Annotated in this window: 9 protein-coding genes and 1 pseudogene; 5 read left to right on the forward strand and 5 right to left on the reverse strand. The window is 67.5% G+C overall.

What is annotated here, in order from left to right:
* From HMPREF2581_RS17350 to HMPREF2581_RS17365, 4 genes and pseudogenes are all read left to right on the forward strand, one after another.
* A pseudogene (locus tag HMPREF2581_RS17350) lies at positions 1-344 on the forward strand (glutamine synthetase); the annotation flags it as partial.
* A gap of 156 nt (positions 345-500) precedes the next feature.
* Positions 501-1,871, forward strand: a complete 1,371-nt coding sequence (locus HMPREF2581_RS17355) for an APC family permease (protein WP_003088677.1) — start codon at positions 501-503, stop codon at positions 1,869-1,871.
* 487 nt (positions 1,872-2,358) lie between these two features.
* Positions 2,359-3,588, forward strand: coding sequence for a serine/threonine transporter SstT (gene sstT, locus HMPREF2581_RS17360; protein WP_003088680.1), 1,230 nt, complete (start codon positions 2,359-2,361; stop codon positions 3,586-3,588).
* Between the two features lie 120 nt (positions 3,589-3,708).
* Positions 3,709-4,611 (forward strand): RluA family pseudouridine synthase, encoded by a 903-nt coding sequence (locus HMPREF2581_RS17365; RefSeq protein ID WP_003111649.1) that lies wholly within the window; start codon positions 3,709-3,711, stop codon positions 4,609-4,611.
* Positions 4,612-4,768: 157 nt separating this feature from the next.
* On the opposite strand, the gene HMPREF2581_RS17370 is transcribed toward HMPREF2581_RS17365, so the two are convergent.
* The 4 genes from HMPREF2581_RS17370 to cmrA all read right to left on the reverse strand — a co-directional run bounded on the left by HMPREF2581_RS17370 (position 4,769) and on the right by cmrA (position 9,512).
* Positions 4,769-6,643, reverse strand: a complete 1,875-nt coding sequence (locus HMPREF2581_RS17370) for a DUF3857 domain-containing transglutaminase family protein (RefSeq protein WP_003139685.1) — start codon at positions 6,641-6,643, stop codon at positions 4,769-4,771.
* A gap of 174 nt (positions 6,644-6,817) precedes the next feature.
* Positions 6,818-7,078, reverse strand: coding sequence for a membrane protein insertion efficiency factor YidD (gene yidD / locus HMPREF2581_RS17375; protein WP_003088692.1), 261 nt, complete (start codon positions 7,076-7,078; stop codon positions 6,818-6,820).
* Positions 7,079-7,136: 58 nt separating this feature from the next.
* Positions 7,137-8,492, reverse strand: coding sequence for a hypothetical protein (locus tag HMPREF2581_RS17380; RefSeq protein WP_015503020.1), 1,356 nt, complete (start codon positions 8,490-8,492; stop codon positions 7,137-7,139).
* An 87-nt stretch (positions 8,493-8,579) separates the two neighbouring features.
* Complete coding sequence (gene cmrA, locus HMPREF2581_RS17385) at positions 8,580-9,512, reverse strand: AraC family transcriptional regulator CmrA (protein ID WP_003088694.1); 933 nt, start codon at positions 9,510-9,512, stop codon at positions 8,580-8,582.
* A 581-nt stretch (positions 9,513-10,093) separates the two neighbouring features.
* Between cmrA and HMPREF2581_RS17390 the strand changes: the two genes are divergently transcribed.
* Positions 10,094-10,390, forward strand: a complete 297-nt coding sequence (locus HMPREF2581_RS17390) for an antibiotic biosynthesis monooxygenase family protein (protein WP_003088696.1) — start codon at positions 10,094-10,096, stop codon at positions 10,388-10,390.
* Positions 10,391-10,447: 57 nt separating this feature from the next.
* Here HMPREF2581_RS17390 and HMPREF2581_RS17395 read toward each other — a convergent pair whose 3' ends face one another.
* Positions 10,448-12,442, reverse strand: coding sequence for an alkaline phosphatase D family protein (locus HMPREF2581_RS17395; protein WP_016254166.1), 1,995 nt, complete (start codon positions 12,440-12,442; stop codon positions 10,448-10,450).
* Positions 12,443-12,653 lie beyond the last annotated feature (211 nt).

Below are 12,653 nucleotides of genomic sequence, written 5' to 3' on the forward strand. Positions count from 1 at the left end.
CCACCGGCAGCCCGGACGCGGTACGCCTGGAACATCGCGTCGCCGGCGCCGACGCCAACCCCTACCTGCTGCTGGCCTCGGTGCTGGCCGGGGTACACCACGGCCTGACCAACCAGGTCGAGCCGGGCGCGCCGATCGAAGGCAACTCCTACGAGCAGTTGGAGCCGAGCCTGCCGAACAACCTGCGCGACGCCCTGCGTGAACTGGACGACAGCGAGATCCTGGCGAAGTACATCGATCCGAAGTACATCGACATCTTCGTCGCCTGCAAGGAAAGCGAGCTGGAGGAGTTCGAGCACTCGATCTCCGACCTCGAGTACAACTGGTACCTGCACACCGTGTGAGCATGGGCGGGCGGCTCCGGTCCGGCGCCGCCCGCCCGTTCTTCCGTCGAGGTTTCCACCCTTGCTGAAGGTAGACGGCGGCAAGCCTGCGGTTTCCGCCCGTCCGCCTTCCTTTGCTGTGCATTAGAAAAAGAAGAAATCGAGGCAAGCATACCCATGTCGAATCCTCCCCCCACCGCAGAACGAACCCAGCTTCGCAAGTCCCTCAAGCTGTGGCAGATCGTCATGATCGGGTTGGCCTACCTGACCCCGATGACCGTCTTCGACACCTTCGGCATCGTATCCGGGATTTCCCAGGGACACGTGCCCACCGCCTACCTGCTGGCCCTCGCCGGCGTGCTGTTCACCGCGATCAGCTACGGCAAGCTGGTCCGCCAGTTCCCCACCGCAGGCTCGGCCTATACCTACGCGCAACGGGCGATCAATCCCCATGTCGGCTTCATGGTCGGCTGGTCGTCGCTGCTGGACTACCTGTTCCTGCCGATGATCAACGCGCTGCTGGCGAAGATCTACCTGACCGCACTGTTCCCCGAGGTCGCGCCATGGGTCTGGGTGGTGATGTTCGTGCTGATCATGACCCTCATCAACATCAAGAGCGTGAACCTGGTCGCCAATTTCAACACCGTCTTCGTGCTGGTCCAACTGGCGATCATCGTGGTCTTCATCGGCCTGGTGATCCATGGCCTGAACAACGGGGAGGGGACCGCCACGGTGCTCAGCACCCAGCCGTTCTTCTCCGAGCACGCGCATCTCTCGGCGATGGTGGCGGGGGCGACGATCCTCTGCTTTTCCTTCCTCGGTTTCGACGCGGTGACCACGCTGTCCGAGGAAACCCGCGACGCCGCCAAGGTGATCCCGCGGGCGATCTTCCTCACCGCGCTGTACGGCGGGGTGATCTTCATCACCGTGTCGTATTTCCTGCAGTCCTATTTCCCGACCAACGTACGCTTCAAGGAACCCGACGCGGCGCTGCCGGAAATCGCCCTGTACGTCGGCGGCAAGCTGTTCCAGTCGATCTTCCTCTGCGCCACCTTCATCAATACCCTGGCGTCTGGCCTGGCCTCCCAGGCCAGCGTGTCGCGCCTGCTGTACGTGATGGGGCGGGACAATGTGCTGCCGGAGCGGATCTTCGGCTTCGTCCATCCGAAATGGCGTACGCCGTCGATCAACGTGCTGATCGTGGGCATGGTGGCGCTCTCGGCGATCTCCTTCGACCTGGTGACGGCGACCGCGCTGATCAATTTCGGCGCCCTGGTGGCCTTCACCTTCGTCAATCTCTCGGTGATCGTGCATTTCTATGTGCGCGGCGGGCGCAACCGCAGCCTCAAGGAGCATTTCCACTACCTGGTCCTGCCGCTGCTCGGCGCGGCCATCGTCGCGGTGCTCTGGCTCAACCTGGAAAGCACCTCGCTGGTGATGGGGCTGATCTGGGCCGGGCTGGGCTTCGGCTACCTGTTCTACCTGACCCGCAGCTTCAGCCGTCCGCCGCCGCGCTTCCAGGAGAGCGAACTGAGCCCGACCCAGTGAGGCGAGCGGTGAATGGATTCAGCGAAAAAGTGAAGGAAAAAGATTGGTAATCTTCACGAAATTTTCACGGTGACGGGTCAATCATGGACCCATGGCTAACGGACTAGCCCCCCATCTGAAGCCCGCCTCACGGCGGGCTTTGGCTATCTGCAGACAGCGAATTCAGCGTTTTCCCTCCTTTTCACAGGGGTTTCCGGCCTCCCGGCTGGCAATGCACCTGCGACGACATGTCCGAATCCAGACAGAATTGGACGCCCCCAAAAAGCGCAGACACGGCTAGAATCCACGCCGTCCCGATCCGGTTCGATGGCCGTGGCGGGGGAGCCTGGTATCCGCTGGTCGGTGTTTCCTGTGGTGCTGCGCGTCCTTCCCTAGACTACCCGGCTCGCTCGAACCATCCCTTCGCGGGGGCGGAACGGCACAGGGTCGTTCGGCATGGAAGCTGCCTGGGCCGGCCTTCGACACACCTATAAGAGTAGAAATCTGCATGACATACCCTGAACGTCCCCTGCTTCATCTGCTGACGCGTACCAGCCTGGTGGGCCAGATCATCGTCGGCCTGATCGCCGGCCTGCTGCTCGCCAGCTTCTTCCCGGCCGCCGCGCTCAAGGTCGGCTTCATCGGCAAGGTCTTCGTTTCCGCGCTGAAGGCCGTCGCGCCGGTACTGGTGTTCGTCCTGGTGATGGCATCCATCGCCAACCACAGGCAAGGCCAGCAGACCCATATCCGGCCGATCCTGCTGCTGTACCTGGTCGGCACCTTCAGCGCCGCGGTGGTGGCGGTGATCGCCAGCTTCGCCTTCCCCTCGAGCCTGGTGCTGGCCAGCCATCCGGGCGAGATGTCGCCTCCGGGCGGCATCGCCGAGGTGCTCCAGTCCCTGCTGCTGAGCGTGGTGGACAACCCGGTCAACGCCCTGATCTCGGCCAACTTCATCGGCATCCTGGCCTGGGCCATCGGCCTCGGCATCGCCTTCCGCCACGCCAGCGATACCACCCGCAACCTGCTCTCCGAGCTGTCCAACGGCGTCTCGCTGATCGTCAAGGTGGTGATCCGCTTCGCCCCGCTGGGCATCTTCGGCCTGGTCGCCTCGACCTTCGCCGAGTCCGGCGTCGAGGCCCTGAAAGGCTATGCCCACCTGCTGGTGGTGTTGCTCGGCTGCATGCTGTTCGTGGCCTTCGTGGTCAACCCGCTGATCGTGTTCCTGAAGATCCGCCGCAATCCCTATCCGCTGGTGCTGACCTGCCTGCGCGAAAGCGGCATGACCGCCTTCTTCACCCGCAGCTCGGCAGCCAATATCCCGGTCAACCTGCAGCTCTGCGAGCGCCTGGGCCTGCACGAAGACACCTATTCGGTATCGATCCCGCTGGGCGCGACCATCAACATGGCCGGCGCAGCGATCACCATCACCGTGCTGACCCTGGCAGCGGTGCATACCCTGGGCATCGCCGTGGACGTACCGACCGCGATCCTGCTCAGCGTGGTGGCGTCGGTCTGCGCCTGCGGCGCATCCGGCGTGGCCGGCGGCTCGCTGCTGTTGATCCCGCTGGCCTGCAGCCTGTTCGGGATTCCCAGCGAGGTGGCGATGCAGGTGGTAGCGGTAGGCTTCATCATCGCGATCCTCCAGGACTCCGCGGAGACGGCGCTGAACTCCTCGACCGACGTGCTGTTCACCGCCGCCGCCTGCCTGGCGGAGGAGCGCAAGGCGAGCGCCGCCTGATTCGATCCCTGGATCACGGAAGAAACCGCCCTCGGGCGGTTTCTTCGTTTCGCTCCGGCGCGCTTTGACCTGTGCGCCGCGCTGCGGCCTAATGTTCGCCCGTCCTTCCCGAGTTGCCGCATGTCGTCTCCTTCCTTGCCCGACGCCAGTCTCCGCGCCAGCACCCTGCATCTGCCGGCCGGCCCCTGGAGCACCGTGCTCGATTGTCTCTGCGCGCGTTTCCCGGCCATCGACCGCGATACCTGGCTGGCGCGCATGCAGCGGGGCCGGGTGCTGGACGCCGAGGGGCGTGCGCTGGGCCCGCAGGCGGCGTATCGCGAAGGCCTGCGTGTGCACTACTTCCGCGAGTTGCCGGCGGAGGCGCCGATCCCTTTCGAGGCGCGCATCCTGTACCGCGACGAGCATCTGCTGGTGGCGGACAAGCCGCACTTCCTGCCGGTGATGCCGGCCGGCGGCTATGTCGAGCAGACGCTCCTGGCGCGGCTGGCCCGCAGCACCGGCAATCGCGACCTGGTGCCGCTGCATCGGATCGACCGGCATACCGCCGGGCTGGTGCTGTTCTCGACCAATCCCGGCAGCCGCGGGCGCTACCAGGCGCTGTTCCGCGAGCGGCGCATCGACAAGTACTACGAAGCGATCGCTCCGGCCTTGCCGCGACTGGACTTCCCGTTGCTGCGCAGGACCCGCCTGGTGCCCGGCGAGCCGTTCTTCCGCATGCGCGAAGGCGAGGGCGAGCCGAACAGCGAGACGCGCATCGAGGTCGCCGAGCGCAACGGCCGCTGGTGGCGCTACCGGCTGTATCCGGTGACCGGCAAGAAGCACCAGCTGCGCGTGCACCTCGCGGCACTCGGCGCGGGTATCCAGAACGACGGGTTCTATCCCGAGCTGCTGGACGCCGAGGACAGCCCCGACGATTACCGGCGGCCGCTCAAGCTGCTGGCCAGGGGGCTGCGCTTCGACGACCCGCTGAGCGGGGAGAGGCGTACGTTCGAATCCGGGCTGCGGCTCGATTGGCAGGTGTAGGCGACAGGCTCGCCAGCGGAATGCTGGCGTACGTCGCCGACCCGGAGCGCATGGCGCGTTTCTATGAGCAGGCGCTCGGCCTGGAGGGCTGCGCGGGCGAGTAGAAGAATCGCCCGCTGTGCGGCTGGACGCGCCCGCCGGAGCGGGCGCGCGTCGCTCAGGGACGCTTGTCCAGCTTGACCACCAGGCGCAGTTGCTCGACGCAACCGCGGCTCTGCTCGATCAGCTTGCCGAACTCGGCGCTGTTGATCTCGTCGTGGTTGAGCCAACTGGTCTTCTGCACTTCCCGGTAGCGATAGTGGTAGCCGCCGTCCTTGGCCGGTTCGGCCTGCAGGTCGATGTCGAACCAGGGGCTGCGGATCTCGCAACTGTGCGCCGGCTCGTCGGTCTTGCCGCCGGACAGGCTGATGTCGTAGGAGGTGATCTGCGGTTCGCCCAGGTACAGCTCGGCCAACTGGCCTTCGCTACGGTACTTGGCGAAGGCATCCCACTGGCTGGCCAGGTCCTGGCGGTTGTAGAAATACTCTCCGCCGAGCCGGTCGAGGGCGCGGCGGTCGGTAAGCCTGGCACTGATCGTATAGCTGGGTGGCAGCACGAACTGGCTGTCGTCGCGCTCCAGCACGCAGTCGCTGCCTTCCTTGGCGAAGTTGCGGCACAGGTCCTGGTCGGTGCTGGTGCGGCCGCGCTGGCGATCGGCGACGCTGAGCTGCATCAGCGGCGCATTGGACAGCTCCACGCGCGACTCGACCCGGGCTTCGCCGTCATGGGTGTAATACTCGCTGCGGGTCACGCGCAGGGTGTCGCCGGGCGCTTCCAGGGGAATCTCGTCGCGCCGCACCTTGCCGTCGGCGCCCAGCACCAGCGCCCAGCGCTGCTGGATGTCGGGCATGGTGCGGCCGGGAGCGAACACCGGGTTGGTCGGGTCCAGCCACCAGGTCTTGCCGTCCACCTCGGCGCGGACGATGGCATGGTTCGGCGCGTACATGCCGGGCACCAGCAGGTCCCAGACCACGTCGCCGCGGCTGACCAGGGTCGGTTCGGCCTTGATCCCGGCGGCCTTGAGCATGGCGGCGAGGAGGATCGCCAGGTCCTTGCAGTCGCCGTAGCCATTGCGCTCGATCTCCGCCAGGGAGAAGGGCACGTAGCCGCGCTCGCTGGCGCGCCAGTCGCCCAGGTAGCGGTAGGTGTCGTTGATGTACTGCATCAGGCCGGCGACCTGCTCGCGGGCCGGCTTGCCCTTCACCGCGGCGACGGCCGCCGCGGCGCCCTTGGGCAGCTCCGCGGCGAGGATCTCGTTGTAGCGCGCGGCGAACGGGCCGAAGTTGTCCTGCAGGTCCAGCGAACTGCCCAGCTCCAGGCGCGGGGTATGGCGCAGGTAGGCGTTGCCGGCTTCGTTGATGTAGTTGGTGTATTGCGGCTTTTTCAGGCTGACCTTGAGGGTCTTCTTGTCGGCGCTCTGTTCGATGCGATAGGCGTCCATCAGCTCGCTGCGCACGAAGATCGGCCGCTCGGCCTTGAACTCGGCGACGAAGCGGTCGTCGCGCACCGGCATCGGCGGGCGGCTGAGGATGTAGTGGAACTGGGTGCTCAGCGGCTTGGCGGTGAAGTGCTCGCGCAGGGTGTAGCTGATGCGGGTGCCGACGCGCAGGTTGGGGAACGCCAGGGAGGTCTGGCGTTCGCGCAGGAAGCCCTGGTCCGGGTTCGGCGCGGTGCGCGTATCGATCTGCGACTGGTCCAGCGGCACCGGCTTGCCGCCGGGCTGGGTCAGCTCGGCCTTCTCCACGATCAGGCTGTCGGTCTCCGCGTAGCTGCGATCGATGCGCGAGAGCATCTCGCGGCCGCTCGGCTTGAGGATGGTGAAGCTGTAGGTGCTCACGCAATCGGTGCTGTTGTCGGCGTTGAACTGGCAGCGGAACTCGGTTTCGCCGGCCAGCGGCGCCTCGGCGATCGGTTGCAGCGCGGCGAGGGCCGGGGTGGCGGCGCAGAAGACGCTGGCGGCGAGGAAGGAAGGGGAGAAGGGATGACGGGGCATCGGAGCCTCAGGATGAAACGTTTGAGCGGAACTCCCCGGCGTAGTCGGGCGCAAGGGGGCGCCGGGCGATAGCCGGGGAGATGGACCCTGAATGATAGGTTTTATCAATTCCGCATGTCGACCGGCGGGTCCGGTTATGTGCGGGATGTCGCCGTTGCGATCTTTTCGCCGGCTTCATTCGCCGGGCTTCGCCGTTCTGTGGCAGGCGCACGCCTGTTCCTGGCGCTCCGGAACCGGGTCGTAGCCGCCCGGGTGCCAGGGGTGGCAGCGCAGCAGCCGGCGCGCGCCGAGGTAGCCGCCTCGCAGCGCGCCATGTACGCGGATGGCTTCCAGGGTGTAGTGCGAGCAACTGGGGTAGAAGCGGCAGCGGGGACCGATCAGCGGGCTGATTGCGTACTGGTAGAAGCGGATCAGCCCGATCAGCAGGAACTTCATGGCGAGCCCTCGGCGGGGTTGCGGCGGCGAGCGGGCATTGTAGCGCCGTTGTCGGTCCTCAAGGAGCATTCTCCGCTGCGCAATAAAGGGTCCGCCCGTCGACGAGGCTGCGAGCAGTCGCCAGGCGGCCGCGCAGGCCGGGTTCTTCCGGCGCCAGCGTGCCCTCGCGCCAAGCGCCTCCGCGCAATGGAATCAGTGCCGAACGGCCGTAGCCCGGGCAGTACGCCTCGGCGTCGCCCTCCAGGTAGTCGACGCCGTCCAGGGTCAGCTCGCCGACATTCCAGCGCGCGCCGAGGTAGGCCTGGCGGAACGGCCCGTCGGCAAGAACGTAAAAGCCCCCGCGCACCTTGCTGGCCGCCGTGGTGAAGCCGATGGTGCGGCGCGGTTGCGGGATCACCAGCAGCGGTCGCCGTGGGTCGGCGAAGGCCTCCTGCAACTCGACCAGGCGCTGGCGGGTGGCGCCCATCTCACGCCGGTAGCGCTCGCCGCGCGCCCGCGCGTCGTCGGGAAGTTCGCTCCAGGCCGGAGGCTGGTCGCGCAGCAGGTAGTCCAGCGGCCAGGTGCCGGCTATCGCGGCCTCCTTCCAGTCCGCGTCGTCGTCGCGCAGGTCCAGCAGCACTCCGGCCAGCGCGCCGATCTCGTAGGCTTCGCTGTCGACGCCGACGCCGATCTCGTTGGCATCGTAGAAGGCCAGCGCGTACTCCCGCAGCGCCTGCCGATAGCGTTGCGGATCCTCGGCGAAATCGGTGCGGTAGCGCGCGGCGGCGGCCATCTCGATGTAGCGCGCGGTGCCTTCGCTGAGATCGACCTGCGCCGCCAGCCGGCTTTCCTCGGGAGCAGCTTCGCGCCAGCGGCGCAGCCAGCCCTGGGCGTCGCTCAGGTAGCTGTCGCGCTGCCCGGGCGTGCGCAGGGCCTGGAGCAGCGACTGGAACAGGGCATAGCGGTATTCCCGCGGGCGCGGGTCGAGCGTGGCCAGGTCGCCGCGATAGCCACCGGGCTTGCGCAGGCCCGGCCAGTCTTCCTGGGCGTAGCGATGGAAGGCTTCGTGCGGGCCGATGGCGGCCAGCGTCTCGCTATTGCCGGTATTGCTCCGCAGGTGCGCGGCGCTGATCTGCAGCAGCACCGCCGGACGGCCCCGGTAACGCGGAAAGGCATAGCTCAGGTCGAGATCCGGGTCGCTGTCGCCCGCCGCCGTGGTGCGCTGCGCGCGGCCTTCGGCATCGGCGACCCAGGTACTGCGGCCATCGCTGTAGAGGAAGGCCTTGTCGGCCATCCGCCAGCCGGGCCAAAGTCGTTCGCTGTGCTGGCCGACGGCATGGGCATAGGCCAGGTAGCGGCGGGCGAACGACTCGCTGTCCGTCGCCGCGGCGGGAAGGGACAGGGCAAGCAGGAGCAGGGGCAGGGCTCGGGTCATGGCGGGTACGGTTGCGCAAGGTCGGTCGGGGCGACGAAGGTATCCCGCCGCTTCCCGATTGACCGTCGCGGCCGCTGCCGCGTTCCCCTAGGCGGTGTTGCGCGCCCGCGCCAGGTCGCGCAGCGGCGGGGCGCCGAACAGCCGGCTGTACTCGCGGCTGAACTGCGACGGGCTTTCGTAGCCGACCCGGTAGCCGGCGGCGGCCACTTCCAGGCCCTCGCTGAAGATCAGCCGGCGTGCTTCCTGCAAGCGCAGCTGCTTCTGGTACTGCAACGGGCTCATCGCGGTCACGGCCTTGAAGCGGTGGTGCAGGGTCGAGGGGCTGAGGTTGACCACCTGGGCCAGTTGCTCGATGCGCAGCGGCTTGCCGTAGTTCTGGTTGATCCAGTCGATGGCGCGGGTGATGCGGTGGGCCTGGCTGTCGGCGATGGCGATCTCGTGCAGGCGCTGGCCCTGGCCGCTGCGCAGCAGCCGGTAGAAAATCTCGCGGAGGATCAGCGGCGCCAGCATCGGGATGTCGCGCGGGCTGTCCAGCAGATGGATCAGGCGCAGCACCGCATCCAGCAGGCTGGCGTCGATACGGTCGACGTAGAGGCCGCGGTCGCCGCGCCGGCTGGCCACTTCCATGGGCCCGGCGTCGGAGATCAACTGGGTGATTTCCGCCGGGTCGATATCCAGCCGGACGCAGAGGTAGGGCGCGTCCGGCGAGGCGTCGATCACCTGGCCGGCCAGCGGCAGGGTGACCGAGACCACCAGGTAGTGCAACGGATCGTAGATATAGCGTTCCTCGGCCAACTGCACCTCCTTGCGGCCCTGGGCGATGATGCACAGGGCAGGTTTGTGCATGCCGCGCGCCGGCAGGGTGGGGCCGTCGGCGCGGATCAGGGCGAGGGGTTCGACGGCGGTGCCGTAGATACCGTCGCGGGGGCAATGCCTGAGCAGCGACTGCGCCAGTTCGCTCTGGCGCTGGCGCAATTCGGCGGGGAGATCGACGGAAAGAAGCGGGGTGTTTTCGCTCATGCGGGGACTCGCGGGGGAAACCTTCCCAAGACTAGCGCGCGTCGCGGCGACAGGCATCCATCGCGCTGCGCGATGGCAGGATCAGGCAAGCATTCGCCAGGAACAGGCAAGCCAGCTCGTTTCACCGGGCGCAAGCGGATGAGAAAAAACCGGAACGCGGCAGTTTCAGGCAAGAACCCGACAGTATCCGTCTACCGATTCCCCGCGCCGTCCCCCTAATCTGGCTGGCATGGCGGAATCTCCGTCATGCCGATGGGAAATACCTGCAGGGGGACACACCTATGTCAAATCAACAGGCCAGACTGTCATCGGGCGGCGTGCCGCCGGAGCGCGCGCCGGGCGCCTCCCGTTCGCGGTCGCGCGACGGCGCTCTGGTCCCCGACACGCCTTCCCGTTCGCCTGCCGGCCCCGCCGCGGGCGGCACGCTGGCGCGGACCCATCCCGGCAACTGGTAATCGGAGGCAGGGCACATGCGTCACCCTTACACCCCACAGCGGCCGGCCGGCGTCTCGGCGCCGCCGGCCCTTCCACTCCTGGTGCCGCTTGCGCAGCGGCGAATCCATGTCGAGGAGGCAGAGAGCATGCCAGCGTTCAATCGGGCCAGTCACCTGGTCAGCATTCGCGCCCGCAGCGGCCAGTCGCACCGCCTCGGCCTGCGCCTGCAAGAGCTGGCGCAGGCGGGCCAGGCCGCGCCCGGTTGCCTGCGCTACGAACTGCGCCAGGCGGACGGGGACGCCGACCTGTGGCTGTTGCACAGCGAGTGGAGCGATGAAGCGGCCATGCAGGCGTACCTGTCCGGCGACGCCCAGCGGGTCTTCGCCGAGGTGCTCTGGCAAGCGCTGGCGGCGACCCTGGACGTGCAGGAGCGGCCGTTCTGAAACCGGGCGGGCGGATGACGCGGCGCGGCGTCCGCCCGTCCCCCTTGTTCTGGCGTCTCAGCGACCCGGCGCGACCGGCGACTGGTCCGCTCGTTCGTCTTCGACGTCGCGATGTCGCTCGAAGGCGGTCGCCGGCGAGCCATCGGCATTGACCTGCAACACCGCGCGCGGACGGCCGTCCTCGCCAATGAATACCTGGCCGATCCCGGCGCTGTTCCACAGGCGCTCGCCGGCCTGGCTGTGCTGCGGAACGCGCGGGCGGATTTCCAGGCTGCGCCGCTGGGTCAGCCAGTTCAGTGGCGACCAGGGCGCATAGAGCCAGCGGTTGAGGCGGTCGAACCAGTCCAGCAGGCGTCGCGGGAATTCGTTCTTGATCCCGCTGCTGGTGATCTGCCAGAGCCGGGGCCCGCGCTCGCGGTGGCGAATCCGGATGTCGTAGACGAAGGAGTAATGCACGTCGCCGGAAAGGATCAGGTAGTTACCCGGCGTGCGCGAGTGGCGGAAGATATTCATCATCACCGAGGCCGCGCCGCGATGGGCCATCCAGTTTTCCGCATCGACCAGCAGCGGCTGGCCGATCCAGCTGAAGAGCTTCTGCACGCCCTCGATCAGCTTGACCCCGAACATCGGCGCCGGCGACACGATGATCGCCGCCTTTTCGCCGAGCAGGTCCTGCTGGAGTTCACTCAGCGCCTCCCAGTCCATCAGCCCGGAGGGCCGGCCCAGGTTGCGCTCGCTGCGCCAGCGGCGGGTGCGCGTGTCGAGGACGATCAGGGTCGGGCTGCCAGGCAACCGGTAGTGCCAGTGCTGGAAGTCGAGCAGGGCATCGAGCAGGCGGTCCTGCTCGGCGCAGGGCAGCCGGCCGTCTGCCGCGGCGCCCTCCATCAGGGCCGCGACCGGCGCCAGCCATTCGCCGCAATGCTGCGGGTCGTTGCCCCAGCCCTGGCAGAGCAGGTAGGCGAGCAGGGCGTTGCCGATGATCCGCCGGGAGAACGGATGGCCGTAGGCGGTCAGCTCCCAGCGCGCGGAAAGGTTCCAGTCGTCGGTGATGTCGTGGTCGTCGAAGATCATCAGCGACGAGATATGCGCCAGTGCCCGCGCCACGCCGGGCAGGCCATCGCGGAAGGCTTCGATGTGCCGGCGCTCGTCGGCGAAGCGCTGCGCGTGCCGCGCATCCAGCCCCGGCGGCGGTTCCAGCCTGACCAGGCGCCAGGGCGCCGGCGACCAGACCAGCAGGTACATCGCCAGCACCTCGGCCAGGCCGACCAGATGGTTGTGGGCGTTGGCCGAGGTGAAGATCGGCTTCTTCACCCCGCCGAAGAAGCGCTCGCGCAGGGCTTCGTTGGACTTGAAGGCGGGCAGCAGGTCCTCGCGCCGGTAGTAGGTGGCCGGGTGTGCGTAGAGCGCCTCGCTGTCGTCCACCAGCGCGCCTTCCAGGTGTTCGCCGTACAGGCCGAGGCGGCGGATCAGCCCATGGATGGCCACCAGCATCGGCCCGGCGACGTCGTCGGCGTAGACCTGGTCGCCGCTCATCATCAGCAACGCCGGGCGGCTTTCGGCCTGCAGCAGGTTTTCCTCCAGCAGCCGGTCGACCTGCAGCAGGCCATCGGCCGCCGGGTGATGCGGCTTGCGGCAGGAGCCGTGGAGCAACTGGTCGAGACGTGGCTTGAGCACCAGGCTGGCGCGCTGGCGACCGGGGTAGAGCAGATGCGGCGCCCATTCGGCGATTCCCGCGGGCTCCCCGCCGTCGGCGGCGAGGCGCAGGTCGTAGTCGACCAGGCGGGCGCAGGGCAACGGCGGGTCGAGCGCGACATCCAGCAGGTGCAGCCAGGCATGGGTGCCGATGCGGATGGCCGAGTGGGTTCCTTCCGCGAGGCGGATCCGACGCTCCGCCTCGCCTTCGCTGGCGAGGATCAGTTCGATGGTCGTCGGGCATGACGTGGCCAGCCAGAACACCAGGCGCTCGGGCTCTGCGCGGCGCAGCAGGGGGCCGGCCAGGACCAGGGGCAGGGTGTCGTTGGGCGGGGTGTCGTTGGGGAGCGAGGCGGACATTGGTGCGGGCGCTGTCGACGCGGCGAAACAAGCTGACGAGTATGCCGCTTTCCGCGGATCGCGGCGTTGCCATTTCGTAAGGAATGACGACAGTCGTCGCGGGATGGCGATCTTCTAATGCCAAAAAGTTAAGTACACCTTAATTAATATTCTTTTTTGCGTTCGGGCTTCTGCGGCATATTGCCTTCCGCGCAGGCCCGGCGGCCTGCCA

Origin of the sequence: Pseudomonas sp. HMSC057H01 (assembly GCF_001836405.1) — a bacterium.
GTDB lineage: Bacteria > Pseudomonadota > Gammaproteobacteria > Pseudomonadales > Pseudomonadaceae > Pseudomonas > Pseudomonas aeruginosa.

What these genes read in the sequence shown, in the direction of transcription:
- HMPREF2581_RS17355 (WP_003088677.1), top strand. Translation starts at nt 501, where the DNA reads ATGTCGAATCCTCCCCCCACCGCAGAACGAACCCAGCTTCGCAAGTCC.
- sstT (WP_003088680.1), top strand. Translation starts at nt 2,359, where the DNA reads ATGACATACCCTGAACGTCCCCTGCTTCATCTGCTGACGCGTACCAGC.
- HMPREF2581_RS17365 (WP_003111649.1), top strand. Translation starts at nt 3,709, where the DNA reads ATGTCGTCTCCTTCCTTGCCCGACGCCAGTCTCCGCGCCAGCACCCTG.
- HMPREF2581_RS17370 (WP_003139685.1), bottom strand. Translation starts at nt 6,643, where the DNA reads ATGCCCCGTCATCCCTTCTCCCCTTCCTTCCTCGCCGCCAGCGTCTTC.
- yidD (WP_003088692.1), bottom strand. Translation starts at nt 7,078, where the DNA reads ATGAAGTTCCTGCTGATCGGGCTGATCCGCTTCTACCAGTACGCAATC.
- HMPREF2581_RS17380 (WP_015503020.1), bottom strand. Translation starts at nt 8,492, where the DNA reads ATGACCCGAGCCCTGCCCCTGCTCCTGCTTGCCCTGTCCCTTCCCGCC.
- cmrA (WP_003088694.1), bottom strand. Translation starts at nt 9,512, where the DNA reads ATGAGCGAAAACACCCCGCTTCTTTCCGTCGATCTCCCCGCCGAATTG.
- HMPREF2581_RS17390 (WP_003088696.1), top strand. Translation starts at nt 10,094, where the DNA reads ATGCCAGCGTTCAATCGGGCCAGTCACCTGGTCAGCATTCGCGCCCGC.
- HMPREF2581_RS17395 (WP_016254166.1), bottom strand. Translation starts at nt 12,442, where the DNA reads ATGTCCGCCTCGCTCCCCAACGACACCCCGCCCAACGACACCCTGCCC.